Source organism: Allorhizobium sp. NPDC080224 (assembly GCF_050281005.1).
In the GTDB taxonomy this organism is placed as follows: Bacteria; Pseudomonadota; Alphaproteobacteria; order Rhizobiales; family Rhizobiaceae; genus Allorhizobium.
In genome coordinates, this window is the sequence record NZ_JBNNWJ010000008.1 from 1 (window position 1) to 25,445 (window position 25,445).

General features: G+C 60.7%; 28 protein-coding genes. 18 read left to right on the forward strand and 10 right to left on the reverse strand.

Going from position 1 to position 25,445, the window contains the following annotated elements; all coding sequences use genetic code 11:
* Positions 1–523 precede the first annotated feature (523 nt).
* From ACQKP1_RS24040 to ACQKP1_RS24060, 5 genes are all read left to right on the forward strand, one after another.
* Positions 524–985 carry a mobile mystery protein A gene (locus ACQKP1_RS24040; RefSeq protein ID WP_427277312.1) on the forward strand — a complete coding sequence of 154 codons (462 nt, stop codon included), beginning with the start codon at positions 524–526 and terminating at the stop codon, positions 983–985.
* On the forward strand, positions 982–1,578 hold the full coding sequence (locus ACQKP1_RS24045) for a mobile mystery protein B (protein ID WP_427277313.1): 597 nt from the start codon (positions 982–984) through the stop codon (positions 1,576–1,578). Before ACQKP1_RS24040 ends, ACQKP1_RS24045 begins: the two co-directional genes overlap by 4 nt.
* A 334-nt stretch (positions 1,579–1,912) precedes the next feature.
* Complete coding sequence (locus ACQKP1_RS24050) at positions 1,913–3,418, forward strand: hypothetical protein (RefSeq protein WP_427277314.1); 1,506 nt, start codon at positions 1,913–1,915, stop codon at positions 3,416–3,418.
* A 141-nt stretch (positions 3,419–3,559) separates the two neighbouring features.
* The gene (locus ACQKP1_RS24055; RefSeq protein WP_427277315.1) at positions 3,560–4,006 is read left to right on the forward strand and encodes a DNA-binding protein; all 447 of its coding nucleotides are present in this window, start codon (positions 3,560–3,562) and stop codon (positions 4,004–4,006) included.
* Entirely contained in the window at positions 3,996–4,574 is a 579-nt protein-coding gene (locus tag ACQKP1_RS24060; protein WP_427277316.1) for a PIN domain-containing protein, read from the forward strand. The genes ACQKP1_RS24055 and ACQKP1_RS24060 overlap by 11 nt, the downstream gene beginning before the upstream one ends.
* A 61-nt stretch (positions 4,575–4,635) precedes the next feature.
* On the opposite strand, the gene scpB is transcribed toward ACQKP1_RS24060, so the two are convergent.
* Positions 4,636–5,322: an SMC-Scp complex subunit ScpB gene (gene scpB, locus ACQKP1_RS24065; RefSeq protein WP_427277317.1), complete on the reverse strand. Its 687-nt coding sequence runs from the start codon at positions 5,320–5,322 to the stop codon at positions 4,636–4,638.
* A 2-nt stretch (positions 5,323–5,324) separates the two neighbouring features.
* Positions 5,325–6,278 carry a DUF1403 family protein gene (locus tag ACQKP1_RS24070; RefSeq protein WP_427277318.1) on the reverse strand — a complete coding sequence of 318 codons (954 nt, stop codon included), beginning with the start codon at positions 6,276–6,278 and terminating at the stop codon, positions 5,325–5,327.
* 123 nt (positions 6,279–6,401) lie between these two features.
* Between ACQKP1_RS24070 and ACQKP1_RS24075 the strand changes: the two genes are divergently transcribed.
* Complete coding sequence (locus ACQKP1_RS24075) at positions 6,402–7,535, forward strand: site-specific integrase (protein WP_427277319.1); 1,134 nt, start codon at positions 6,402–6,404, stop codon at positions 7,533–7,535.
* Between the two features lie 27 nt (positions 7,536–7,562).
* Here ACQKP1_RS24075 and ACQKP1_RS24080 read toward each other — a convergent pair whose 3' ends face one another.
* The 5 genes from ACQKP1_RS24080 to ACQKP1_RS24100 form a co-directional block, all read right to left on the reverse strand.
* Entirely contained in the window at positions 7,563–7,889 is a 327-nt protein-coding gene (locus ACQKP1_RS24080; protein WP_085421390.1) for a helix-turn-helix domain-containing protein, read from the reverse strand.
* Entirely contained in the window at positions 7,882–8,247 is a 366-nt protein-coding gene (locus ACQKP1_RS24085) for a type II toxin-antitoxin system RelE/ParE family toxin (protein WP_427277320.1), read from the reverse strand. The genes ACQKP1_RS24080 and ACQKP1_RS24085 overlap by 8 nt, the downstream gene beginning before the upstream one ends.
* 107 nt (positions 8,248–8,354) lie before the next feature.
* Positions 8,355–9,452, reverse strand: a complete 1,098-nt coding sequence (locus tag ACQKP1_RS24090; RefSeq protein ID WP_427277321.1) for an IS1595 family transposase — start codon at positions 9,450–9,452, stop codon at positions 8,355–8,357.
* Between the two features lie 400 nt (positions 9,453–9,852).
* Entirely contained in the window at positions 9,853–11,343 is a 1,491-nt protein-coding gene (locus ACQKP1_RS24095) for a CHAD domain-containing protein (protein WP_427277322.1), read from the reverse strand.
* A gap of 42 nt (positions 11,344–11,385) precedes the next feature.
* The gene (locus ACQKP1_RS24100; protein WP_427277323.1) at positions 11,386–11,724 is read right to left on the reverse strand and encodes a hypothetical protein; all 339 of its coding nucleotides are present in this window, start codon (positions 11,722–11,724) and stop codon (positions 11,386–11,388) included.
* Between the two features lie 225 nt (positions 11,725–11,949).
* Between ACQKP1_RS24100 and ACQKP1_RS24105 the strand changes: the two genes are divergently transcribed.
* From ACQKP1_RS24105 to ACQKP1_RS24115, 3 genes are all read left to right on the forward strand, one after another.
* Positions 11,950–12,201: an AbrB/MazE/SpoVT family DNA-binding domain-containing protein gene (locus tag ACQKP1_RS24105; RefSeq protein WP_147180901.1), complete on the forward strand. Its 252-nt coding sequence runs from the start codon at positions 11,950–11,952 to the stop codon at positions 12,199–12,201.
* Positions 12,198–12,596 (forward strand): type II toxin-antitoxin system VapC family toxin, encoded by a 399-nt coding sequence (locus tag ACQKP1_RS24110; RefSeq protein WP_147180900.1) that lies wholly within the window; start codon positions 12,198–12,200, stop codon positions 12,594–12,596. Before ACQKP1_RS24105 ends, ACQKP1_RS24110 begins: the two co-directional genes overlap by 4 nt.
* A gap of 184 nt (positions 12,597–12,780) precedes the next feature.
* Positions 12,781–13,680 carry a recombinase family protein gene (locus ACQKP1_RS24115; protein ID WP_147180899.1) on the forward strand — a complete coding sequence of 300 codons (900 nt, stop codon included), beginning with the start codon at positions 12,781–12,783 and terminating at the stop codon, positions 13,678–13,680.
* 11 nt (positions 13,681–13,691) lie between these two features.
* Here the strand turns inward: ACQKP1_RS24115 and repC are convergent, their stop codons facing one another.
* The 3 genes from repC to repA form a co-directional block, all read right to left on the reverse strand.
* Positions 13,692–15,011 carry a plasmid replication protein RepC gene (gene repC, locus ACQKP1_RS24120; RefSeq protein ID WP_147180898.1) on the reverse strand — a complete coding sequence of 440 codons (1,320 nt, stop codon included), beginning with the start codon at positions 15,009–15,011 and terminating at the stop codon, positions 13,692–13,694.
* Positions 15,012–15,236: 225 nt separating this feature from the next.
* Positions 15,237–16,238 (reverse strand): plasmid partitioning protein RepB, encoded by a 1,002-nt coding sequence (repB, locus tag ACQKP1_RS24125; RefSeq protein ID WP_147180897.1) that lies wholly within the window; start codon positions 16,236–16,238, stop codon positions 15,237–15,239.
* The gene (gene repA, locus ACQKP1_RS24130) at positions 16,235–17,446 is read right to left on the reverse strand and encodes a plasmid partitioning protein RepA (RefSeq protein WP_147180896.1); all 1,212 of its coding nucleotides are present in this window, start codon (positions 17,444–17,446) and stop codon (positions 16,235–16,237) included. The genes repB and repA overlap by 4 nt, the downstream gene beginning before the upstream one ends.
* A 360-nt stretch (positions 17,447–17,806) precedes the next feature.
* On the opposite strand from repA, the gene ACQKP1_RS24135 reads away from it, so the two are divergent.
* The 9 genes from ACQKP1_RS24135 to ACQKP1_RS24175 are packed head-to-tail and all read left to right on the forward strand — an operon-like array spanning position 17,807 to position 25,433.
* Entirely contained in the window at positions 17,807–18,445 is a 639-nt protein-coding gene (locus tag ACQKP1_RS24135) for an acyl-homoserine-lactone synthase (RefSeq protein WP_147180895.1), read from the forward strand.
* Positions 18,442–19,413, forward strand: a complete 972-nt coding sequence (trbB, locus tag ACQKP1_RS24140) for a P-type conjugative transfer ATPase TrbB (RefSeq protein WP_147180894.1) — start codon at positions 18,442–18,444, stop codon at positions 19,411–19,413. The genes ACQKP1_RS24135 and trbB overlap by 4 nt, the downstream gene beginning before the upstream one ends.
* Positions 19,403–19,810 carry a conjugal transfer pilin TrbC gene (trbC, locus tag ACQKP1_RS24145; RefSeq protein WP_147180893.1) on the forward strand — a complete coding sequence of 136 codons (408 nt, stop codon included), beginning with the start codon at positions 19,403–19,405 and terminating at the stop codon, positions 19,808–19,810. Before trbB ends, trbC begins: the two co-directional genes overlap by 11 nt.
* Positions 19,803–20,102, forward strand: coding sequence for a conjugal transfer protein TrbD (locus ACQKP1_RS24150; protein WP_147180892.1), 300 nt, complete (start codon positions 19,803–19,805; stop codon positions 20,100–20,102). The genes trbC and ACQKP1_RS24150 overlap by 8 nt, the downstream gene beginning before the upstream one ends.
* A gap of 10 nt (positions 20,103–20,112) precedes the next feature.
* A complete protein-coding gene (locus tag ACQKP1_RS24155; protein ID WP_147180891.1) occupies positions 20,113–22,575 on the forward strand; it encodes a conjugal transfer protein TrbE in 2,463 nt (820 codons plus the stop codon).
* 40 nt (positions 22,576–22,615) lie between these two features.
* Positions 22,616–23,356 carry a P-type conjugative transfer protein TrbJ gene (gene trbJ, locus ACQKP1_RS24160; protein WP_235916649.1) on the forward strand — a complete coding sequence of 247 codons (741 nt, stop codon included), beginning with the start codon at positions 22,616–22,618 and terminating at the stop codon, positions 23,354–23,356.
* Entirely contained in the window at positions 23,353–23,571 is a 219-nt protein-coding gene (gene trbK / locus ACQKP1_RS24165; protein WP_147180889.1) for an entry exclusion protein TrbK, read from the forward strand. The genes trbJ and trbK overlap by 4 nt, the downstream gene beginning before the upstream one ends.
* Entirely contained in the window at positions 23,565–24,752 is a 1,188-nt protein-coding gene (trbL, locus tag ACQKP1_RS24170) for a P-type conjugative transfer protein TrbL (RefSeq protein WP_147180888.1), read from the forward strand. The genes trbK and trbL overlap by 7 nt, the downstream gene beginning before the upstream one ends.
* Before the next feature lie 18 nt (positions 24,753–24,770).
* On the forward strand, positions 24,771–25,433 hold the full coding sequence (locus ACQKP1_RS24175) for a conjugal transfer protein TrbF (RefSeq protein WP_147180887.1): 663 nt from the start codon (positions 24,771–24,773) through the stop codon (positions 25,431–25,433).
* Positions 25,434–25,445: the final 12 nt, after the last annotated feature.

The window sequence follows — 25,445 nt, forward strand, 5'->3', positions numbered from 1 at the left end:
TGCAAGATCCTGTGCCATGTGAGAAACCTCCGTCCGGAGCGGGCCGATCCCGCTCGATGGCTCCTCGAAGGACCGGGGACGGTCGCGATCACCGCTGAGGCGAAGCCCGGCGGCCGCAGCTGGCTAGCGGACCCTCAACGGGTTGATCGACGGAGATCCGGACCTGGTCCAGGACGCCATCGATAAAGAGCGGGATTGGTCTGCTTCGGCGGGCCGACAGGTGTTCCGGCACAGGTCTTCGCCTGCGCCACGGCTGCAGCTTCGCCCCTGCTTCTTTCCGCCACACCCCATCGGGTGTTCAACGGGAACAAAACAAAAATGCGCGCTGGGGCCACAATCGTGGAGCGTCCCACTGGCTTTCTCGAGATCACGGATCAGGCTAAGGACTGATACTTATGGATAGAAATCAGACTACAGCCTGCTGTCGCAACAAGCATGTGCAGCCTACAGGCTGATAGAAAGCGGTTGAGGATCAGTCCCTAAGCTGATACATCTAATGTAAGATCAGTTTGCAGGCTGAAAAATGAAAAGTGACACTCGCAAAAGAGCACGGGGACGGCTTGACGAAAGACTTCAGGCGCTCCAACCAATTGATCGGTTTAGGGCACCCCCGAAGGGATGGATACGAGCGCTACGCGATGCTCTCGGTATGACAGGTGCGCAGCTCGGCACGCGCATTGGAGTCCGGCCTCAAACCGTTGAATCAATCGAAAAGTCGGAAGCAGCCGGAACGATCCAACTCAATACCCTGCGCCGCGCCGCCGAGGCACTAGATTGCACGCTCGTCTATGCCCTCGTCCCAAACAGTTCGCTTCAAGCCGTTGTCGAGGCGCGGGCGCGCAAGATTGCAATACGCGAACTCCAGCGCGTCGCGCACACGATGCGTTTGGAAGCCCAGGGCACGGACAATGCGGATTTCGAATCTCGTGTCCAGGCATACATCCGCGACAGGCTCGCTGAGCGCGATCTCTGGAACGAAGCATGACAGATCTTTTCCAGGAACCTGAAGACGCGACGCCGCTTGAGCCGCAGGAACGAGAGGGCTTGCTCCAGACCTGGATCACTCACCGCCACGACCTCAACGAGGCGGAAGAGGAAAACATCGTCGAGGGTGCGGCCTGGGCGCGTGGCCGGCGGCGCTTGCCGCTCGAACGGATGCTCAGCGAAGACTTCATGCGGACCCTGCACAAGCGGATGTTCGGTGACGTCTGGCAATGGGCCGGCACGCTTCGGGCGACGGAGCGCAACATCGGCGTTCAGGCTTATCGTATTGGAATGGAGCTCGCGAGCTTATTGAGCGACATCCGTTATTGGATTGAACACAAGACCTTTCCGCCGGATGAGATAGCAATCAGATTCCATCATCGCCTCGTCGCCATCCACCCGTTTCCAAACGGGAACGGGCGCCACGCACGTCTCGCGGCCGACCTCCTGATCGAGCGGCTTGGCGGTGCTCCTTTTACCTGGGGCGGTGGCAGTCTGGCCAACGTTGGCGAATTGCGAGCACGCTACGTCGCCGCATTACGCGCTGCGGACGATCATAACATCGCCCCGCTTCTGGAATTCGCGCGCAGCTGAGCACAAAAATTCCCAGTTTCCATCTGTTTCATCGCCTTGATAGGAAGCGAACCAGAGCACCGCTCATTACTCAGCCGCCTTTGCACCCGCCTACAGAAAGCGATGGCGCAGAAAATCTCGGCTCACATCGTGAGCTTATCGGCAGGACACACACCGCAGCTGTCGCAGCCTGCTATACTCGTATCGACTGCCGGAAGGTGCGCGGTCGATCATCTCGCGTGACCTGAACGTCAGCCTGAACGAATATCTTTTCGAGCCCGCCCTGCCGTTTCTGACGGTCGACAACAATGAGCGCTACCCCGACAACCGCGCGCCGATAACAGCGGTCTACGGCTTGAAGCGGCGTCTGGAGGCCGACAAGGAGACCATCGAGGCCAAATTCTCCGAGATTTCGTCGACGGCCGAATTCGGCGAGATGAACGTTACCACCTATGTCTTCAAGGCGTTGTCGCGGGAGACGGTCAAAGAAACCAAACAATATATCCAGCGCGAGTATTTCAAGAACAACATGACCGTTCTCTTTTCACTGAACGGTCAGGTGCAGGGGCATTATACATCCGAGTTCGTCACCCGCAGTCTGAAGATGCCGCTTCTCAAGGATTATCTTCTCATTCACGTCGATTGCACCAACCTGCATCTGGAAGTACGCAACGAACTCTTTATGGCATCGCGCGATCGCTTGAAAGCCAGCGAGACGGCTGAAGCGTTGAGACGTCATTTGCGGGAGCTTTTGTCGACCGGCGAGTTGAAGGACATTGCCAAGCGGCGAAAGGCGAGCCTGATGGTCGGCAGTGAAGATGCGGGTCAGATGCTGCGCGATCTGACCCGCAACCTGCCGATGAACGACGCGTTGACGAAGATCCTCCAACAGACCTTCCAGTTGTCGGTGCAAAAGCCAGGCGAGGCGCCGAAGAAGGAGCGCCACGACGAGGAGCGGCCGAAGCGCGAACCGCGGGAGACCACCCCCTTCGATCCCAAGCGCTATCCTTCGACATTCCAGGTCAGGGGCGGTGATGGCAAGCAGGGAGATATCAAGCTCTTCAGGCTGCCGATGGGCGGGACGCGGACGATCTCCTTCGCGGCGGATGTCGAGAACGAATATTTCGATCGAAGTGACGATCCCGGCGACCTCAAGCTCTCGGTTCTGCAGCAAGGCCAGAGTGCTGGTACGGGTGGCCCGCTGGCCGCGCCGTCGCAGCAGGGCGATCTCCTGGATCTTCGCCGGTCAAACCCTGCGGATGGCACGATCAAGATCGGATTGAAGGCGTCGAGCCAAATGAATGTCGGGGACACGATCGAGATTCGCGCAAGTTTATCCAGCCCCGTAGGCGATCTTGTCGAAACGGTGCTGGTCCAGTTGACCGACCCTGAACGTAAAACTGTCGAGCCGCAGCCTGAACCAGCCCCGCCGCTCGGAATTCCTGATCTCGTTCTCTGCTCTCGAGACGGCGCCAACAATACCAAATCCTGGGACGAGCTGGCCTTGACCGGTCTGGAGATGGATTTCGACGTCGTCGTTCATCCCTTTGTCGAGGAAGACAAGCTCTCGCGAATCTACATTAACCTAGACAGCGGCATTCTGCGTGATTTCAAAAGCGGCAACCGGTCTGCCGATGCGATCGAGCTCGCCGAGCGGCGATATGTGAGCACGATCTATTTCCACACGCTGTTTCTGTTCGCGACGACGAAATCGCGCAAGTATGCGGTGAGGCGCGGCGAAGATGATTCAGACATGGTGGATGTCGAAATCGCAGACTATGTCTCCGATCTCTTCACGTCATCATATGCCCAATTTCTTTTGAGTTTTGACACCAGCGAACTGATTGAGGCCATCGGCTGAAGTGGGTCACAGCGCAGCGGGCAGCAGGTGCCCGTGCCTATCTGGCAACCGCGTCGCCGCCTGCACAGCATCGTTCTCAGATTTTCAGTTATTGCAGATATAGACCCAACACACTATATTGGCGATCAAGGAGATATCGCCATGACCAGCCAGATCGTTCATTTCGCCGGATTGTCGGATCGAGATCGGAAGAAAGCTTCGCCCTTGCCGAAACTGGTCGCGGGCGACAGGCTGGAGCTTCATGTTCGTCATGCAGGTGGCAAGGAACAGACACTCTCGATACCGCCTTCGGCTGCCGCGGCAGTGGAAGCGCTTTTGGCGCATATGCTGCGCGGCGAGCGCGTCGCCGTGTTGGCCGAAGACCAGGAACTGAGTCCGACCGAGGCGTCGGCGATTCTCGGCATCTCCCGTCCCCTCGTCGTCCTACGCATGGACCGGGGTGATCTGCCATTTCGCTACGTGGGTAAACACCGCCGCGCCCTCCTGAAAGACGTGCTCGCATTGAAATCCAGGCTCGACGCCCGCCAGGCGGCGATGGAAGCGCTTACTGAGGACACAGAGGACCTGATCGAGACCCATGGCCTCTAAGCCGCCCGTCGCGGTCTATGATGCCTGCGTCCTCTATCCCTTTCATCTGCGCAACGTCCTGATCCAGTGCGCCTTTGACGGTCTCGTCGAGGCGCGCTGGACTGATGACATCCATGACGAGTGGATGCGCAATCTGGCCGCCAACACGCCTGCCTTACCAATACAGCGTCTGATTGCCACGCGGGACAGGATGAAGGCCGTCCTGCCGGAGGCGGACGTGACGAACTATCGCCCGTTGGTCGCAGGGCTCGAACTACCTGACCCGGACGATCGGCACGTGCTCGCCGCCGCCATCGCCGGGAAAGCCTCTGTCATCGTCACCTGGAACCTGAAGGATTTCCCAGCACCAGACCTCCTCCCCTACGGCGTAATCAGCCAGTCGCCGGATGATTTCCTGACCGATCTCCATGCGGCCTTTCCCGATGCGCTGATCTCCAGTGTCAAACATGCGCGGCTCAATCTGCGCAAAACAACGCCATTGGTTGAAGCCTTCGTCGACGCGCTTCAGCAAAGCGGGTTGAAGAAGTTTTCCGACCTGCTGCGCCGCAACATCGCCACGCTGAACTGAGCCAGTAAGATCCAAACAGAGCACGACGACCGAAATACCCTGCACACATCAGGCGGCAACCTTACTCCCCATCAACGTCCGCCTCGGGCGAAAGCGGCTCATTCTGAACGGCCGGCCGACTGAGCAATCCGGCGTCCTCGAGCGCTTCAATGTCGGGGAGATCGCGTAGCGTTTCCATTGCGAAGGCGGAGAGGAAGTGCTTCGTCGTGACATAGGTGTACGGCGCACCGGGAGTTGGGCTGCGTGGTCCCGACGAAATAAATCCCGCGCCACGCAGGGCACCAATCGTGTCGCGGCTAACCTCCTTGCCGAAGATCCTTGACAGTTCACCGCGCGTCACCGGCTGGAAATATCCCACCGCCATCAGCACCACCGCCTCGAACTCGGACAGCGCCGCAGCCCCTCCGCGCGTCGGCGCGGTCGAGGCGCGGATGGTCTCGGCAAAACGGACGCGGGTTCGATGCTGCCAGCCGCCGGCGACCGACACCAGTTCGTAGGGCCGGTCGCGCAGTTCCTCCTGGAGATCGTCGATCAGCAGGTCGATGCTGCAGTCCCGGCCCACGACCCGCGCCAGCGTCTCGCGCGTCACCGGCTCGGCGGAGGCAAAAATCACCGCCTCGACGCGCAGCATCCATTCGCGCCAGCGCAGCTCGGGCGGCAGGTCCTCCAGCTCCCGATCGAAGAGACGCTCGTCTCCCACACTTGGTTGCGTTCTTCGTTTGGACTTCGCTGGGCTCGTTCCGGTCATCGTCACAGCCCGTAAATCCGAAACGACGATCGTCCGGACAGCTCGCGCGCGGCGCCAAACCCTTCCAGCCGTTCGAACAGCCGGGTCGCGGCCCAGCGCGACAGATTGCTGCCAGGGGCTGTGGCAGGCACCGCATCCTCCTCGAGAAGTCGCGAGATGACGGCGCCGGCGCCCTTGGTGCGGAGCTTCGGCGCGACTGCGAGAAGCTGGTCGGCCCGGCGGGCGATTTCCGATGCGGAGCGTATCGTTGCGCTGGCACCGTCGACCAGGACGAGGCAGACGGCGCGCGGAAAAGCCGGCTCGCCGGGACGCACGCGCCCCCTGCCCCCGAGCGTCCGGAAGGCCGGGCCGTAACGCTCCGCCATCATGAGCGGCACGGGCCGGTCCCATTTCAGCATCCCGGCGATCAGCATGTCGGCGAGCGCCCAGGCCAGCACCTCCGCATCCGGGCGATCGGCAACAATCGCCGTCACCAGCTCCGCCGCTGCAAACGGCGCCGGCCGGCCGGACTGCAGGGCGGCGTCGGCATGGCCGACGGCGGCGGCGAGCCGGTCGTCCCAGGCCAGCCCCAGAAAATCGGCCAGTTCGGCCACGGCCTTGGTGGAAAAGCCGGGTTTTCGGGCGGCCAACCTTTTGTAGGTCAAAAACACCCTGCCGGCCGGGCCAGGATCGTCACCGGCTGCCGTCAGCAGAACGGCGTCGCGCAGCGCGCCCTCGTCCTCGTTCCGGCCGATCAGGCGGACGGCGACAGCGGCGCATTTCAGCGCCTGGCGGGAGCGCCAGCAGCCGGTCCAGGCGGGCTGAGACCGGACGAGATCATCGAGCGATTTCAAAGCGGTACCGGCAGCAAAGGCGGCGTCTGCCTCGGTCGGCTCACGGCCGCGCGGAAGGGCCCAGCCCGGCAACTGGGCTGGTGGCAAGGCGGTCGAAACAGCGAGGCTGGCGAGCGAATCCATGCCGCCAGCTTAAATGGATCGTGCAGTTTATGCCATATATTTCAATTGTAACCGCACGGCTTGTCTGCGTAAAATAATGACTGATAAGTTTGCATTATCGTTCGTTTTGCTCAATATAGAGAAATGGCCCAAATCATCGACGAAAACAGCGAAAATCACCCTCAGGAACACTCAGCACCGTCTGACAGCACGGCGGTTTCCGCCGATGTTTCCGCGGCCGAGGTGTCGGCCAAGGTCCCCTCCCCTCTTCCGGAAGCAAATGCCGGCCCGCCGGCGCATCTGCAAGATCTCACCGACCGCGCCCGCACCTATGTCGAGGCCGCCTCATCCGCCAACACCCGTCGTGCCTATGCCTCCGACTGGAAGCATTTTACCGCCTGGTGCCGGCGGCAAAACCTGTCTCCCCTCCCCCCGGAACCGCAAGTCGTCGGCCTCTATATCACCGCCTGCGCGTCGGGGACCGCCGAGCGCGGCATGAAACCCAACACCGTGTCGACAATCGAACGGCGCCTCGCCGCCATCGGCTGGAACGCCGCCCAGCGTGGCATGCGGCTCGATCGAAAAGACCGCGCCATTGCCACGGTGATGGCCGGCATCCGCAACAAGCATGCCGCCCCGCCGCGGCAAAAGGAAGCCATCCTGCCGGAAGACCTGATCGCCATGCTGGAAACGCTCGACCGGGGCTCCCTGCGCGGTCTGCGCGACCGGGCGATGCTGCTGGTTGGCTTTGCCGGCGGCCTACGCCGCTCCGAAATCACCGGCCTCGATCTCGGCCGCGACCAGACGGAAGATTCTTCGGGCTGGGTCGAAATTTTGGACAAGGGGGCGCTGCTCACATTGCGTGGCAAGACCGGCTGGCGCGAGGTGGAGATCGGCCGTGGCTCGTCGGAGACCACGTGCCCTGTTGCGGCGCTGGAAACCTGGATCAAGTTCGCCAAGCTCGCCAAAGGTCCCCTCTTCCGCCGCGTCACCGGCCAGGGCAAGAATGTCGGGCCGGACCGGCTCAACAATCAGGAAGTGGCGCGCCTCGTCAAGAAGACAGCGCTGGCGGCGGGTGTACGCGGCGACCTTTCCGAAAGCGAGAGGGGCCAAAAGTTTGCCGGGCACTCGCTGCGGGCCGGACTCGCCTCGTCGGCCGAGGTCGATGAGCGTTACGTGCAGAAGCAGCTCGGCCATGCCTCCGCTGAAATGACCCGAAAATACCAGCGCCGGCGCGACCGGTTCAGGGTCAACCTAACGAAGGCGGCCGGGCTGTAAGCACACCCTCCCCTACCGGTGGCTCGCTCAGGCCTTGGAACCGTGGCGGGAGCGCTCTGCTATGCTCGAAAGATCGACCTTCTTGCCCGCGACATCCGCGACGATTTTCAATGTCCCGCCGAGGGACTCGACATAATCGCGAAGCGTCGACAGCTTCATGTCGGCGCGCTTCTCCAGTCTTGAGACGTTGGTCTGCTTGAAACCGGTACCGGCAGACACGTCTTCCTGCGTCCGTCCCGCAAGTGCCCGCAATTCCCGCAGATTGTGCGCCGTGACGAGTTCGTCGGCACGCTTCGCAACGGCGCGCTGTTCATCCTCAGGCAGCGTCTGTATCAGCTTATCGAGATCATCCATGTCTCTTCTCCAACTCACTCAAATGCTCGTCGTACCGTTTGTCCGCCAGATCGATCAGCCGTTTGTAGAAGAGCTTCTGGCTCACACCGCTCTTCGCACCACCGCAGAGAACCACAGCCTTTCGCTCCGGATCGAAGGCAAAGGCGAACCGCCATTGCACCTTCAAGACCTTGACGCGAAGCTCTTTCATGTTCGCGTGTTTGGAGCCTTCGAGCGTGTCGACCTCAGGTCGTCCCAGCCGAAAGCCCTTCTCGCGAAGCAGCACCAAATGCGCGAGTAACTCGACCCGAACATCGGCTGGAAGGTCTGTGATCTCGCCTTTGAAGCGGTCATGAAATTCGACCTTCCATTCCGTCATTTCATATCCTGATTGATATAGATACTTTGGGATATATAGTCCACGTCTCCTCTCAGGACAATAGTGGGGGCGGAACAAGATTTGTTCCGCCAGACACGTCGCCTTTATCAACCAAAGACAGCAACTGCGGATTTAATGGTAATACCGCCATCCTGGCTTCGTCGCATCTGACGGCCTGTTGCAGTTCGGAAGACTTGCAATAACTGGAGTGCGGGCGGCACGCGTGACCACAGGACTTTCATACTCTCCTTACCGCTCCGGCTTTTCCGTAAGGCCTGACCAGTCACGACACGCTGAGACCAGCGGAAGCCGATTTCATGGAAATACAGATCGGCGAGTTGCGGGCTGATATGATGGAAAACGCCTGCGATGGTTCGGCGAACACGGGCATTGAACCCTTCGGCGGAATTGACGTGGACGGCATCGCGAACATATTCACCGTTTGAATGATTGACCGTCTCATGCGCTGCGAAGCTTTCGCCTATGGCAACAAATGCCTTGGCTTCATCGCTCATCAGATGCGCTCGAAGCTCGACTTGCGGGGCCATAACGCCCACGGCGGCTTTCAAGGAAAGGCCCGCAACAACGACGGCGCGGGCATCGCCTGCCGGGGAGCCGGGCGTGAGGTCCGCGGGCCTCTGCACAATTGCCAGGGCCGGTGTTTTCTGCGTTTTTACCTGCCCCTTGCGGCCTCGTCCGGGCGGTTGATCGTCAGCGTGGCGGTCAGGTCGACCACCCAGATAGAAGTGATCGACTTCGATCGTACCGTCGAGCATGTGCTCGCGCGCTACCATGAGGCGCAACGCGTGACCGATCCGCCAGGCCGTGGGTTGGCTCACCCCGAGTGCTTCGGCCAATCGAACCGAAGACAAGCCCTTGTCCGACTGCAGCAACAGCCACATCGCTTTCAGCCACGTGCGCAAAGGAAGCTTCGTGGCATGCAATGGCGTGTGGGTCGTCACCGTAAACTGAAACCGGCAATCACCGCTGGAGCACTGGTAAAGACCTGGTCGCGCCCGGCATTTTCCCATGTCACGGCCCGCTATGGCGGTCGAACGCTTGTAGCCGCAGGCAGGACATACCCTGCCACCTGGCCAGACCATTCTTTCCAGCAAACGGCGGCAGTGCGCCTCGTCTCGAAAAGCAGCAGTCATATCGTCGACGGTTCGAATGGTGGAAAGTGCAGCCAGTATCGGTTCGGGCATAATAGCCTCCTTAACACTGGCCAAAGAATCGCATGAAAGGTACTGGGTTTCAAGAATTTCACTGTCTTTGGTTGATAAAGGCGGCGTGTCTGGGGGAACAAATCTTGTTCTGACCCCATAGTGGTGGCGTTTGCTCGGGAGACGTCAGCAACCGATCGATTGATGACGTTGGTCGCCGGCATCCACTCGTCGAACCACAGACCTGACGCTGTGGGAAATCGCGACCCAGTTTGAAAGGTTGCACGAACGCTACGTGCAGAAGCGGCTCGGTCACGCCAGCGCCGCGACCCGCAAATATCAGCGCCTGCGCGATCGCTTCCGCGTCAACCTCACCAAAGCATCCGGGCTTTGAAGGCCCTCCCCTGCTGCGCGAGACAGATGTCCGATGGGCCGCAGCGCCTCAACGCCAGAAGCGCTTCGTGTCGACAAACGTGTCGTGCGCTTCCGCCGCGTCGTGCAGAAGCTTTTCCTTGTCGTCCGCACGGAAGAGGTCCGCCGCACCTGCCACGTCGGAAAGTCCAAGCGCCGCCAGCATATCGGGCGTGGTGGCGAGATCGTTCAGGCTGCCAAGTTGGTCCTGAAGGCTCTCCATCGCTGTGACGAAACGTCGATGGCGTTTCGCTTCGGTCTTACCGGTGTAAAGCGGTGCGAAGAACTCTGCGGCATAGCGTAGTTTCTTGGCGGCTATGCGCACTTTATGGCGGGTCTCGTCGTCGGCGTCGATGAGGTTGCGGCCGCCTTTTGCCACTTTCTTCCAGAGCTCGTCGAACACAGTGGAGGCGAACTCCTTCGCGGGGGCTTCCCACAGTGCTTCACCGGATCGGTCACTTTGCCAGCCTTCAGTGGAGATCCATTCCGCAGCATCGATCATCAGGGAACGGGCGCGGGCGGACGAAAGCGCCGATTCGAGCGCTCCGTAGGCGGCGTCGCGGGGCCCCTGCAGACGGTCCGAGAGTTCCTCCCCCCTCGCCCGGTCGATCATCACGTCGATATCGCGCGCATCGCCGGTCTCGCCGGCGAGCCAGCGCAACTCCTCGCGCAGATGGTCGAAGCGGCTGTCCTGGAACAAAGGCTTGCTGATCGAGAAGAGCGCCCGCAGTCGTCGAAGCGCAACGCGGGCCTGGTGCAGGACCTCCGCGTCGCGGGACCAGCCAAGCGCGATTTCGTTGAGGCGAAATTGCCTGAGACACGCCGCGGCGATGCGCTCGAATGCCGCCGCCGCAGTCATGTCCGGCGTCAGCGGCGTCGTGCTTGACTTGACTGCACCGGATGCCGGTCCGAGCAGGCGATAGCCCCGTTCCGCTTTGCTCAGCACGCCGAGATGGACGGGGGTCGTCCGGTCGACTTCGCGGGCGAGCGCAAAGAGCGCCGCTGGCGAGCCCGCCTTGCTTTCGAACTCGACCTCGCACAGCGGCGCCTCGCGATCGGCTGCAACTACATTTCCAAAATCCACGACGACTTCGACCGTGGCATCGCCTTCCGTCACGTTCCAGCGATGGCGCTTGACGTGTACCGCGAACATCGGCGCGAGGTCGGGGCCCGCCCCGGCGAGCAGAGCTCGGATTTGCGGATCGTCAAGAACCGGTCCATCGCCGGTGACGGGTTGTTCCCATTCCTCGCGTGCAAACGCGCCGGCTGCGTTCCCATCGCCGGTTTTGACGGTCTGTATCCGCTCGTTTCCGGACTGCCGGATGCGAAGCGACACACCGCGCTTGAAGAGGTCCCATTTGGGGGTGTCGAAATAGATCGACTTCTGTTGCAGGATCGTCGGCGGGGATTCGAACGGATTCTTCTTCAGCAGCGCCGCCGCGCCTGAACGTGAAAGCTCGAGCTTCAGTTCCGTTTCCTGCATGATGTCCTCAGCCTTCCCGGCAGACGTAAGGGACCGCATGGTCCGTCATCAAACCGTCATAAACAATAGCGACCGTGGCGCTCATACCGACAAGTCTTCGGCGGGCTTTGATTTCACCTGGCTGCGGTTGTCCGACATAGAGGGTGCCAGTTCCGTCGGATCGTCGTCGTCTTCACGATCGATCTCATCGCTGCGCACCTGATCGAGGCGATGCTTGATCGCCAATGCGTAAATCGTGCTGAGAATGTTCCCATCCTTGAGATCGGGATCGGTCAGTGCGAGAAGCGAAGCGCGCACGATCTTCTTGCTGGAGGTTTTAGGGCAGCGCTGCTGGACGAAATCATAGAGATTCCTGTCGGAGTGCCCTTGCGTCGCGCCCTCGAGCAGTGCCTCGTACACCTTCCTGCGCTTTTCACCCATATCGATCTCCTTCTTCGGGACGCAGACTATCCGTCATGAAACTGTCACAAACAAGAGCGCGCCTTGCAGGGGATTGCCGCCCAGACGCTCTGATGGTGCCCTAGAGACGTACACAACCGATCAGTTATCCGTATCTTCTATAATTGGAAAACCATCCCGATTCAGCTTGATGGTAATGAACATTTCAATTACAATGTGGAGCAATCTCAACGTAAGGAACTTCCAATGACGTCACTAGCCGTAACAATGAAAGGGCAGGTCACGCTGAAGCGGGATCTCCTGCAGCATCTGGGCATCAAGCCCGGAGAACGGATCGACTTCGACAAGCTCCCGGGGGGTGAGCTTCGGGTAAAGGCGGCCCGGCCAACCGGGACCATTGATAATTTCATCGGCCGGCATGCTGGTAAGGTCAAAAAGCCGCTGACGATCGAAGAAATGAACGAGATTGCCGCTTCTGGTTGGGCGGGAGACGAATGAAAATCTCCGTCGATACGAATGTCCTGGTTCGCGCCGTTTTGCAGGACGATGCAAAGCAAGCGGAGACTGCCAGCAAACTGCTGAAAGAGGCATCACTGATCGCGGTTTCCTTGCCCTGCCTATGCGAACTCGTTTGGATACTGCGCCGCGGCGCCAAGCTGCCAAAAGCAGATGTAGCCGTAACAATTCGCGACTTGCTGGATGCAGGCAATGTCGTCATGAACCGTCCTGCGGTTGAAGCCGGGCTTGCCATCCTCGAAGCCGGCGGTGATTTTGCGGATGGTATCATGGCCTATGAGGGCAATTGGCTGGGCGGCGAAACGTTTGTCTCGTTTGATAAGCAGGCCGTCGAACTGTTGACGGAACAAGGACAAGCAGCGCGGCTCGTGTCCTGAACGACCAGATATTCCGGCTTAGAGAGCTTTGCGAAGCTGGTTCAACGGAAGCTCAGGCCTGCCTATCCTACAGAGCACGCGCCGAGGGGAATATGTCGCCATTTTTCGATTTCATTGACACGTTTTCGCGAAATGTCGCTCACGTCGTCATATCGGGTCTGCTCGATCTTCAAACGAGACCGGCATGAAACAGGTGAGGGGCCAGCTTATCGGCTACGCACGAGTCTCCACTGAAGAGCAGGCGACAGAGGCTCAGGAGATCGAGCTCCGCTCGGCCGGCTGTGACGTCATCGTCCAAGAGCACGGTTCCGGCGCATCGCGGGCGCGTCCTGCCCTTGCCAAGCTGCTACGAGAGATCAGCGCCGGCGACACGCTCGTGGTCGTGCGGCTCGACCGTCTCGCGCGCTCCGTCAGCCATCTGCTCGAAGTAATCGAGGATCTGACGGCGAAGAATGCGCATTTTCGTTCGCTGCGCGATCCGATCGATACGGCCACGCCGCAGGGAATGTTTTCGCTCCAGGTGCTCGGCGCCGTGGCGCAGCTCGAACGCGCGCTGATCTCCGAGCGAACCAAGGCAGGCATCAAGGCCGCAAAAGCGAAGGGCCGGCTGCCCGGCAACCCCGGCATCCGGGAAAAGCGCCCCGAGGCGCTGGCCAAAATGACCGCGGTGCAGAAAGCGGCTTACGGCGATCGCATCCAGGCTTCCGCCAACCAATGGCTTCCAACGGTTCGGCGCATGCGACCGGATCATACCTGGGACGACATCGCCCGAGTGCTCAAGCAGCGCGGCCTCGACTGGACGCCGGAACGCCTTCGTCGCGCCGTGAAGTGGATGGTCGCGCAGCGCATGGCCGATCCGGCTCTGCTTCGCAAGTCCCCTCCCCGTCTGCCCGAGGATCGGTTGATGACGCTGGTCGCCGGCATTCATTCGTCGAACCCGGACCTGACGCTGCGCGAAATCGCGGGGCAGCTCGAAAGGTTGCACGAGCGAACCCCGCGCGGTGGCTCGAAATGGTCGCCCTCTTCCGTGAAGAACCTGATCGACCGTGCCCGCCGATCGGGACTGATTTCCAGCACCGGATAGCCGCACGGCCTTCATCGCGATTTCGGCCTCTGCAGGCTCTTCAACAGCGAATCCGACACCTGCAGCCGATCTCCGGCTTCGGCCGCATCATTCGATCGGCCCCTATCCAGGGTGTCCGCCGCCTTCTGCGCATCAAGCTTAGCCCGAAGCAAGGCCATGACCATCGGCCAGGTCGAGAACTTCCCATCTCTGGCGCGGTCTGTCAGGCTGCGCAAATAGCCACCGGCGTTGTTGATCTGGCCGGCCCTCTGGTAGATCCCGGCCAGCGTAATCGCGGCATGCTGCTCGCCGATGACCTCGCAAGCTTCCCGCCAGGCGCTCGGGCTGATCCCCAGCATCGGCCGGGCGACCTCCGCCGCGGCCAGCAAGTCGCGCCAGTGCCGGATTACCCCTCCTTGCGCCAGCTCGCGGATTTCCGGGCAGGCATCCAGCACGATCCCCAATGGTAGATCCCGCCTCGGCAGGCTCCGCACGTTGTCGGTTTCGGCAGCGTTGCCGCCCGCTTCATCTTCTTTTCCAAAGCTGTATTCAGATTCAGATATAGAGTCTGGATTTGAATTCTGTATGTGACGTCCGAAATGGGACTCATTGGCGTCCAGATTCTGTGTTTTTGCAAAAGATTCCAATACGTCTCGAATTTCCGAGCATAACCCATGGAGGTCCATGCAAACCTCCTCGACGGTCTGTCTGGGTGCAGACCGCGGAAGGCGGCCGACGATAGCCTGATAGCTCTGCTGCACCCTGCCCCAGTTGCCGGGAACACGCTCCTCAATGCCAACGTCGATAAGCTTGACAATATCCCGACGCAGGAGAGTCAATTGCTCCTTGGCGACCCGGAAAGCCTTCTTCTCGTCCCGAACAGCCTCAGCCAGATCCTTAAACTCTTCCGCGCGGGCGACGATCGGGGAGAGGTCGAAGCCATAAGCCTGCTCAATCTCTCCGCTCCTACCCTTGCGGGCGAAGCGCTTCCCGTTGGGGCTGTCGCGGCGGATGATAAGACCGCAGTCGACCAGCACTGCGAGATGTCGGCGTAGCGTCGTTGCCGGCATGCCGTTCGCCCGCGCCATAAGCTGCTCGTTCGACGGCCAGACGACAAGCTCAGCGTCGCCTGCAAGGGTTGTTTCCGGATGGAAGGTGAGCAGCGCGTTGAGGATCGCCAGCCCACGATCTGTAGCGCCAATAAGTTCCCGCGCCTCTCGGATATCCTTGAACACGTGCCATTTGTGGGCCGCGGTGTCCGGCTTGATCGCTTTCGCTGCCATCTGCCTAGAAATCTGGCTAAGCGTCATCGGCCGCCGCCCAAAGGGCGTCGCTACAATAGTCTCTCTCATACCTTCGCCTTTGAGCGAGGGGCAAAACGAAATGCACCGCAGTCAACGATGTTCGGATTTGACAGCCGAATCAGAGAGGGCTATTGTCTCTTTGCTACAAGGAACAAGGCTCTCGGATGGTTCGCCGCTCGGGGGCCTTTCTTTTTACCTTTCTTCGCTTCCGCTCCTCTTTCCACACCGATCGGGCGGATCGGCAACGCATTAAACCTTGGCAGCTGCCAAGGTTTATGAATCTCGTGTCGTTTTGTACCGCTCCACCAGCGCAGGCAATTCGCTCTGCATGAAGTCGGCAAACCCGGGCGCAACGGACGGATTGAATGTTATCTTTACTTCCGTCGGCTTGAAGCTGGCTATTCCAAGCTTGCGGCCGCTATCATCTGCGACCGTCACCGTTTCCGCCTTTCTGCGCGTCTTTGCAGCAGCGGCGTTCAATGCCAGAACAAACCGATCATCGGATTTTGAAACCTTGGCAGCTGCCAAGGTTTCTCGAACTCGGGCGATAGCATCTCCATCCGAGCAGGATTTTGCCAATGCGGTCCAGCGTGTACGCCCAGCTTTCGGTGCTCGCCCGATTGCCCTCATCACATCTTCCGGCACGGCTCGGCAAACCGATCTGAACCTCGCCAGTTCGGGATCATCAACCGCCAGAGCCGCCCGGATATCGCGTGCCTTTACACCAGCGGAGTCCATTCCAGTGACGAATAGTGCCTTCTCTGCCCAGCTAAGGTCTTGGCGCGCAGAATTCTCTATGCCTTGGGCAATAACGAGTTGACGGTCGTCGAGACTTTCGATCTTCGCTCTAACCTTCAGCCCCAGCTCCCGCGCGGCACGCAGTCGCCGGTGACCATAGCTCACCTGATATCGAGCCGGATCTGCGGGATGCCGCCGCACCAGGATGGGCATTACCTGCCCTTCAGAGGCAATAAGCGCCTTGAACGCTTCGAATTCCGCATCGTCGTCGTCATTTAGGCGGTCAGGAAAAGGCGAGGGATCGACCGTTTCCGGATCAAGCTCCACCTCGCCGCTGGCCGCGACGAGCGCCTTGAGTTCATCTCTCTCTTCCCGCAACTCTGCAAGCGTGCGCTGCGTGGCCCCAATCACCCCTGCAACACGCGACGACGATGTCGTCGCCTCGCCTGCGGCGTTCGGGGCCTCTGCCTCATTTTGCTGTGGCGTGTAAGACGCGAAGCTTGCGAGGATCGATTTTCGGCCCGTTTGCTTGCTCATGGCCTACCCCAGCTTCGCTCGATCAGCTCGACAATTCGTTGATTGACAGCGTCAATCGATTCCCGCGCCCGCTTAACAGTGTTAGCGCCAATGTTCCCCGGTTCGAGTTCATAGAGCGTCCGCTTCGCTAGACCCGCAGTCTCAACCGCGCTGCTTTCCACGGCGGTCGGTGTCAGTACGTCATCCCCGAACAGGCTGCGCATCATTCCGACGACGTGCACTTGTGACTGGTCGTTAGGATCGTGACGAGTAACGAGATAGCGAAGGAAGTCCTGTTGCATCTTTGCGCCGGCATCTCGAATGACACCGATCAGGTCCCCCATCATCAATAGAAACTGGCTCATCGACATCACGTCCAGCATTGCGGGATGCACGGTAACGATAAGCCCGGTGGCCGCATAGATTGCCCCAAGCGTGAGGAAGCCGAGGGAAGGGGGGGTATCCAGCACTACGATATCGTAATCGTTTTCCACCTCGGCGATTGCAAGCCGAAGGCGCTCAAAGAAGATTTCGCCGGTTCCAATTCGTCGATCGGCAAGAGCCCGCGGCGTTTCGTGCTCGTATTCCATAACCTCAATATTGCCGGGAATTAGATCAATCCCGGAGAAGTATGTTGGCCGAATGATGTCGCGCATCGCCCGACGGTCTCCGTCGTACCGCAACGCTCCATAAATCGTCTCATTGTCGCCGACATCCATTTCTGGCTGCGCGCCAAACATAGCTGAAAGAGATGCTTGCGGATCCAGGTCAATGGCTAAAACCCTGAAGCCGTGCAGCGCGAGATAGTGCGCAAGGTGCGCACTCGTTGTTGTTTTCGCGCTACCCCCTTTGAAATTTGCGACAGCCAACACCTGCAAGTGCTCGCCACTCCGTCGGCGCGGTAAGAATCTGCGGGCGTCGGATGGCCGAGCCTCTGCGAATATCTCGCGTAGCTCATTGATCTGTTCTAAAGTGTAGGCACGATGGTTGTTCTCAAGTCGCGCCGGGACAGGACCCTTACCCTCTATTGACATAGTCCGCAGCGTCGACTCTGGAATGTTCGTGAGCTTGGAGACTTCATTCGTGAGGAAGTACCGAAGCTGTTTCTGCGCGTTGGGTGGATACATTTGCTCGCGCCGCGCTTGCAATTCGCCTGACAGGGTCCTCGCGTGACGAATGATCTTGTCGGCCGGATCCTCACTGATCTGTGCTCTAGCTAGATTCGACATTGTTGCTACTAGACCTTCCTGACGGCCAATGGCCGATCTAATGCCCTTTTGCCGTCAAGGATAACGCATGATTCCAGCCACGCGTCCAGCGGTTTAAGGTTAACGAAAGGTTAATGCGTCTGAACCAAATACTCTCATAACGCATATTTACCTATATGAACCAGCATCTTAGCGCCATTGGCGAGGCTAGCCGGGCCGGGCCCGAAATGCAGATCTGCATATCTCATCCACACATTCATTGATCTCCTCCGCCGCAATAGATGCTGATTCTGCAGAATCACTGAGGTGCAAATCTGCACATAGCCACACGTGAGTCGTGATGGTCTTGGTATGCGCAGTTCGATTCTCATGGAGTGGATCATGCGCATACTTGCCGTCTCTCCCGACCTCTACCAGAGGCATTCCAGCTTACTCACACAGATGCGCCGCCTTCGCGCGACCGTCTTTGGATCACGTCTGGGCTGGGACGTGACGATCTCAGCCGGCGAGGAGCGAGATCAGTATGACGAGGTCAGTCCGACCTATGTCCTGGCAGTCGACGCGACCGACCGGATCGCCGGCTGCGCCCGCCTACTTCCTGCGTCCGGTCCGACCATGCTCGATCAAACCTTTCCCGGACTGCTGGCCAACGGCTCGCTTGATGCGCACCCAGGGATGGTCGAGAGCTCACGCTTCTGCGTCGATACTTCCCTTGAAGCTGGCAGGGGAGGGGGCCAGTTGCATCTGGCGACGCTCACGATGTTCGCGGGCATCATCGAGTGGTCGATAGCGAACGGCTACACCGAAATCGTCACCGCCACAGACCTTCGCTTCGAACGCATCCTGAACCGCGCCGGATGGCCGATGAAGCGGCTCGGCGAACCTGCCGCGATCGGCAACACGATGGCGGTAGCCGGAAGCCTTCCGGCTGACCACGCGAGCTTCGAGCGTGTCTGCCCGGCAGGCTACCATTCGGCGATCACACGAAGCGACACCGCTTCGATCAGGAGTGCGGCGTGACCCAGCTCCGCTCCCATCCCCGCCTGGTCCGCAAGCTGCAGGATGCCCTCGGAGACGAACTCTGCGTCGCCCTCGACGATGCGAGCGTTGTCGAGATCATGCTGAACCCTGACGGACGGCTGTTCATCGAGCGACTTGGCCATGGCGTAGCTCCGGCCGGAGGAATGACCCGGGCCGCGGCGGAAGTCGTCATCGGCAGTGTCGCCCATTCGCTTCAGTCCGAGGCCGACCACGAGCAGCCGATCATATCCGGGGAGCTGCCGATCGGCGGCCACCGGTTCGAGGGTCTTCTTCCCCCGGTGGTCTCTGCGCCGACCTTCACGATCCGCCGTCGCGCGTCGCGCCTCATTCCACTCGACGACTATGTGAAGAACAAGGTGATGACCGAAGCGCAGGCCTCGGTCATCAGGAGCGCGATCTCGTCACGCATGAACATCGTCATCTCGGGCGGCACAGGTTCCGGCAAGACGACGCTCGCGAACTCCGTCATCGCGGAGATCGTCGAGACCGCGCCGGAGGATCGTATGGTGATCCTGGAGGATACCGCCGAGATCCAATGCGCGGCCGAAAACGCGGTCTCTCTCCATACGAGCGACAGCGTCGACATGGCACGACTCCTTAAGAGCACCATGCGTTTGCGTCCGGACAGGATCATTGTCGGCGAAGTCCGCGACGGCGCCGCCCTCACACTACTCAAAGCGTGGAACACCGGCCACCCCGGCGGTGTCACGACCGTGCATTCCAACACGGCGATGTCCGCCTTGCGTCGCCTCGAACAGCTCACGGCGGAAGCCAGCCAGCAGCCCATGCGCGAGGTGATCGGCGAAGCCGTCGACCTCGTCGTCTCCATCGAGCGGACCGGCCGCGGCCGGCGTGTCCGCGACGTGATCCATGTCGAAGGCTTCAAGGGCTCGACGTACCAGACTGAACACTATGCCCAGATCGATGAGGATAGTCATGCAGCGTAAGCATCATCACGCAGTGGCCGGCGGCGCGGTTGCTCTGCTGGCATTGATCGCCATGGCCCCGCCGGCACTTGCATCATCGGGTGGCGGCGGCCTGCCCTGGGAGTCGCCGCTGCAACAGATCCAGCAATCGATCACGGGTCCTGTCGCCGGCTTCATTGCGCTCGCTGCCGTCGCGATCGCGGGCGGGATGCTGATCTTCGGCGGTGAGCTCAACGACTTTGCCAGACGGCTTTGCTACATCGCACTCGTCGGCGGCGTTCTGCTGGGTGCAACCCAGATCGTCGGCCTGTTCGGAGCAACCGGTGCGACGATCAGCAGCCTCGAGCCACAGATGCGCGACAGTCTGACAAAGCAGGTTGGGTTCGCGCAGAGGCAAGGGGAGGGGGCTCATGGCTGAGTCCGGCTCCGCTCTCATTCGCTCGCGCATCCATCGCGCACTGTCGCGGCCCAATCTGCTGATGGGCGCGGATCGGGAACTTGTGCTGCTGAGCGGGCTGGCGGCCGTCATTCTGATCTTCGTCGTCCTTACCTGGTATGCAGCGATTTTCGGAGTGGCGCTCTGGCTCGTCGCCGTCGCCGCCCTTCGAATGATGGCGAAAGCCGATCCCCTGATGCGCCGCGTTTACCTCCGGCATGTCTCATACAAATCCTTGTACAGGGCCACATCGACGCCCTGGCGGCGCTATTGAGGGCGGCGCAATGGTAGCTTTGAAGCCTTTCCGGCATTCCGGCCCTTCGTTTGCCGATCTCGTTCCTTATGCCGCTCTCGTCGACAACGGCATCATGCTCCTGAAGGACGGTAGCCTCATAGCCGGCTGGTATTTTGCCGGTCCGGATAGCGAGAGTTCGACCGACGCCGAGCGCAACGAGATCAGCCGCCAGATCAACGCAATCCTGGCACGCCTCGGCTCCGGCTGGATGATCCAGGTCGAGGCAGCACGCGTTCCGACGACCGACTATCCGGCCGAAGCGGACTGCCACTTCCCGGATCCCGTCACGCGCGCGATCGACGCCGAGCGACGGGCACATTTCGAGCGGGAGAGCGGGCATTTCGAAAGCCGGCAGGCTCTGATCCTGACATGGCGGCCGCCGGAGCGTCGGCGTTCGGGGCTGACGCGATACGTCTATTCGGATGCCGGCAGTCGCTCCACGACCTATGCCGACAGCGCACTCGACGCCTTCCGCACATCTATCCGCGAGGTCGAACAGTATCTCGCCAATGTCGTCTCCGTCCGCCGGATGCTGACGCAGGAGACGGAGGACCGCGGCGGCTTTCGGATCGCGCGATACGACGAACTCTTCCAATTCATCCGCTTCTGCATCACGGGCGAAAACCATCCAATTCGCCTCCCCGAAATCCCGATGTATCTCGACTGGCTGGTCACGGCCGAACTGCAGCATGGCCTGACGCCGACTGTCGAAAACCGCTTCCTTGGCGTCGTGGCGATCGACGGCCTGCCGGCGGAGAGCTGGCCAGGAATTCTCAACGCGCTCGACCTCATGCCACTGACCTATCGCTGGTCGAGCCGCTTCGTCTTTCTCGATGAACAGGAAGCGCGGGCGAGGCTCGAGCGCACGCGCAAGAAATGGCAGCAAAAGGTGCGGCCGTTCTTCGATCAGCTCTTCCAGACGCAAAGTCGTTCGCTCGACCAGGACGCGATGATGATGGTGGCGGAAACCGAGGATGCCATCGCGCAAGCGGCCTCCCAACTCGTCGCCTATGGCTACTACACGCCGGTCATCGTCCTCTTCGACGAGCAACCACGCCTGCAGGAAAAATGCGAGGCAATCCGCCGGCTGATCCAGGCGGAAGGTTTTGGCGCTCGGATCGAGACGCTCAATGCAACGGATGCCTTTCTCGGCAGCCTGCCGGGTGTCTCCTACGCCAATATCCGCGAGCCGCTGATCAATACCCGCAATCTCGCCGATCTCGTGCCGCTCAATTCCGTCTGGTCGGGAAGTCCGACAGCGCCTTGCCCGTTTTACCCGCCCGGTTCGCCACCGCTCATGCAGGTCGCAAGCGGCTCGACTCCGTTCCGGCTGAACCTCCATGTCGACGACGTTGGCCATACGTTGGTCTTCGGCCCGACCGGGTCCGGCAAGTCGACGCTTCTTTCGCTGATCGCGGCGCAGTTCCGCCGTTACAGGGACGCGCAGATCTTCGCCTTTGATAAGGGACGGTCGATGCTGCCGTTGACCTTGGCCGTTGGCGGCGACCACTACGAGATTGGCGGCGACGCGACGATAGACGGGGAGGGGACGTCACCGCGGCTGGCCTTCTGCCCGCTGGCGGAACTCTCGAGCGACGGCGATCGCGCCTGGGCGGCAGAGTGGCTGGAAACGCTTGTGGCTTTGCAGGGTGTCACGGTGACCCCGGATCATCGCAACGCCATCTCGCGGCAGATCGCTCTGATGGCGGAGTCCCGTGGGCGATCGCTGTCGGACTTCGTGAGCGGCGTGCAGATGCGCGAAATCAAGGATGCGCTCCATCACTACACGGTCGACGGACCGATGGGTCAGCTTCTCGACGCGGAAGAGGACGGGCTGACGCTCGGCGCCTTCCAGTGCTTCGAAGTGGAAGAGCTGATGAACATGGGCGAGCGCAATCTCGTGCCGGTCCTCACCTATCTGTTCCGCCGTGTCGAGAAGCGACTCACCGGGAACCCAAGCCTCATCATTCTCGACGAAGCCTGGCTGATGCTCGGCCATCCGCTGTTCCGCGACAAGATCCGAGAATGGCTGAAGGTGCTGCGCAAGGCCAATTGTGCGGTGGTGCTCGCCACCCAATCGATCTCAGACGCGGAGCGTTCCGGCATCATCGATGTGCTGAAGGAGAGCTGCCCGACAAAAATCTGCCTGCCGAATGGGGCGGCGCGGGAGCCTGGCACGCGGGAGTTCTACGAGCGGATCGGCTTCAACCAACGGCAGATCGAGATCGTCGCGACGGCTCTTCCGAAGCGGGAATATTACGTCGCGTCGCCCGACGGCCGCCGCCTCTTCGACATGGCGCTCGGGCCTGTCGCGCTCTCCTTCGTCGGGGCATCCGGCAAGGAGGATCTGAAACGCATTCGGACGCTTCGGTCCGAACACGGCGACAAATGGCCGCTTCACTGGCTGCAACAGAGAGGGATTGCTCATGCGGAATCGTATTTACGCGCCTGATCGCCGCTGCATCGCTGGCGTTCTTGTGGTCGTGGTAGCAATGGCGCTGCCTGAAACGGGCATGGCTGGCGGCGTGACCGGCGAGGCGACAGAGTTCACACAGCTCGCCAACAATGCCGAACTCGTCTCGCTTGTGGGCAAATCGGCCGAGCAGGTGAACAACCAGATCACCCAGATCAACCAGTTGGCCGAGCAGATCCAGAACCAGTTGAGGATCTACGAAAACATGCTGCAGAACACCGCGCAATTGCCGGAGCACGTCTGGGGCCAGGTCGAAAGCGATCTCAACAGGCTGCAGAGCATCGTCGGGCAAGGGCAGGGCATCGCGTTTTCGATGGGCAATATCGACGACCAGCTTCAGCAGCGGTTCCAGAGCTATGCCGAGATGAAAAGCAACCTGCCTGATGAGGCGAGTTTTTCGACGACCTATCAGAGCTGGTCTGACACGAACCGCGACACGATCGCCGGCACGCTGAAAGCCGCAAACCTGACGGCCGAGCAGTTTTCCAGCGAGGAATCCACCATGTCGTCGTTGCGCTCGATGTCGGAAAGTGCCGACGGCCAGATGAAAGCTTTGCAGGTGGGTCATGAGATCGCGTCACAAGAGGTGGCGCAAATTCAGAAGCTGCGCGGGTTGGTCTCGCAGCAGATGACCATGATGGGCACCTGGTATCAGTCGGAACAGGCGCAAAAAGACCTTGCGCAGGCCCGGCGCGAAAAGTTCTTCAACGCGCCGGAGCACGGTATCCGCGGCGGTCAGACGATGGAGCCGCGCTGGTGAGCCCGCGTCTGATCATCGCCGTTGCACTGGCGGGAATTGTCGTTGTCGGTGCCGGCGTGAGCTGGATGCTGATGCAGCCGCGCCCCGCGGCTTCAGGAGCAGGATCTATGCATCCGGCATCCGACGCCGCACGCCGCGAGCACCAGGAGAAATTCTTCAGCGGCGATCCGGAGCGCAACATCCGCGGCGGCCAGGAGATGAAGCCGAGATGGTGATCGTTCGCCCCTCACGGAAACTAGAGCTCATCTTCATCGCAATCGGCATGGTTCTGCTGGCGAGCGCGCCGGCCCTTGCGCAGCAGGGAGCCGTGCTCACCACACTGGAGAATCAGGTCGTCACCGCGGCCAAGGGATGGGAAACGACCATCACCAATGCGGCGCGGTCGCTGTTCTGGATCCTGGCGGGAATCGAGATCGGCATTGCCGCCGTATGGCTTGCGATCAATGCCGCCTCGCTTGACGCCTGGTTCGCCGAACTCGTCCGCCGCATCCTGTTCATCGGGCTGTTCGCCTTTATTCTCGACCGCGGCCCGGCGCTTGGCAAGGCGATCGTCGACAGCCTCTATCAGATCGGCGCCGGCGGCGGGTCCGCCTCGCCGGCCAATATCTTCGACGCCGGTATCCGCGTCGCGTCCAAAATGTCGGAGCAGGCGAAGTTCGGGCTTTGGGAGGACAACGCTCTGGCGATTGCCGCGGTCTTCGCCATGGTCGTCGTGGTCGTTGCCTTCAGCCTTGTCGCCGCGATCTTCGTCGCAGTGATGGTGGAAATGTATATTGGCCTGCTCGCCGGCATGATCATGCTCGGCCTCGGCGGTTCCTCCTACACGAAGGACTTCGCGATCCGTTATCTGGTCTACGCCTTCAGTGTCGGCATGAAGCTGATGGCGCTGGTAATGATCTCGAAAATCGGCTCCGACATCCTGTTGGGGCTCGCGGAGGCACCCTCCGCCGACACTGACCAGTTCATCACGACGCTGGCGATCGCCGGCATCTCCGTGGTCGTCTTCGTCATCGCCATGTATGTACCGCCGATCATCCAGGGCGTGGTGCAGGGTGCTTCGGTTTCGGGCGGCATGGAAGCGATCCGCCACGGCGGACAGACGGCGACCTTTGCCGCCGGCGGCGCGTTCCTCGGCGCCAGTGCGGCGAGAGCGGGAGCCGAGACCGCAAGCGCCGCCAGGGCAGGGGGGTCATCCATCGCCGGTGCTGCATTGCGCGGCATGGCGTCCAGCATCGGCAATGCCGGGTGGGCGGCAGGCTCCGCGGCGAAGGAAAAAGCGATCGCCTCACCCGGCGCCTACGCGGGCTCGTTGCTCGGCCTCGCCAACGCCAAGCTCGACCAGACGCGCAATCCCGGCAAGGCGGCGACACCACCACCCCTCAAAGACAATACATAATCGAAAGCTGAGCCTCGCATGTCTGGACGAACACCGCCCGGCAATCCCTACATTGCCGCTAGAAATGAATGGAACGAACGCTACGGCTCTTATGTGAAGGCAGCCGCCGCATGGCGCATCGTCGGCATCACCGGCATGGTCATGGCGGTCGTCGGCTTTTCCTATGCGCTTTATCAGAGCACGCAAGTCAAGCTCGTTCCCTATATTGTCGAAGTCGACAAGCTCGGCACGGCGGCGACCGCCGGCTTCCCGCAACAGATCGAATATGCCGACGCCAGAGTGGTGCGCGCCACCCTTGGCGGCTTCGTCTCGAACTTCCGATCGGTCACACCGGATGCTGTGGTCCAGAAGCAGTATATCGACCGCACATACGCGCTGCTCAGGACTTCGGACCCGGCGACCGAGAAGGTCAATGCATGGTTCAGAACAAGTTCGCCGTTCGAGAAGGCGAAGAGCGCGACTGTCGCCATCGAGGTCAACAACATCGTGGCACTGTCCAACCAGTCCTATCAGATCGACTGGACCGAGTTCGAACGCGACCGGAAGGGCAAGGAGACCGCTCTTCGTCGGTTCCGCGGCATCGCCACCGTGACGCTGACCCCGCCTCAGGACGAGGGCGTGATCCGCCTCAACCCGATCGGCCTTTACCTCAAGGACTTCGACTGGACTGCACAGCTTTGAAAGGCATGGCCA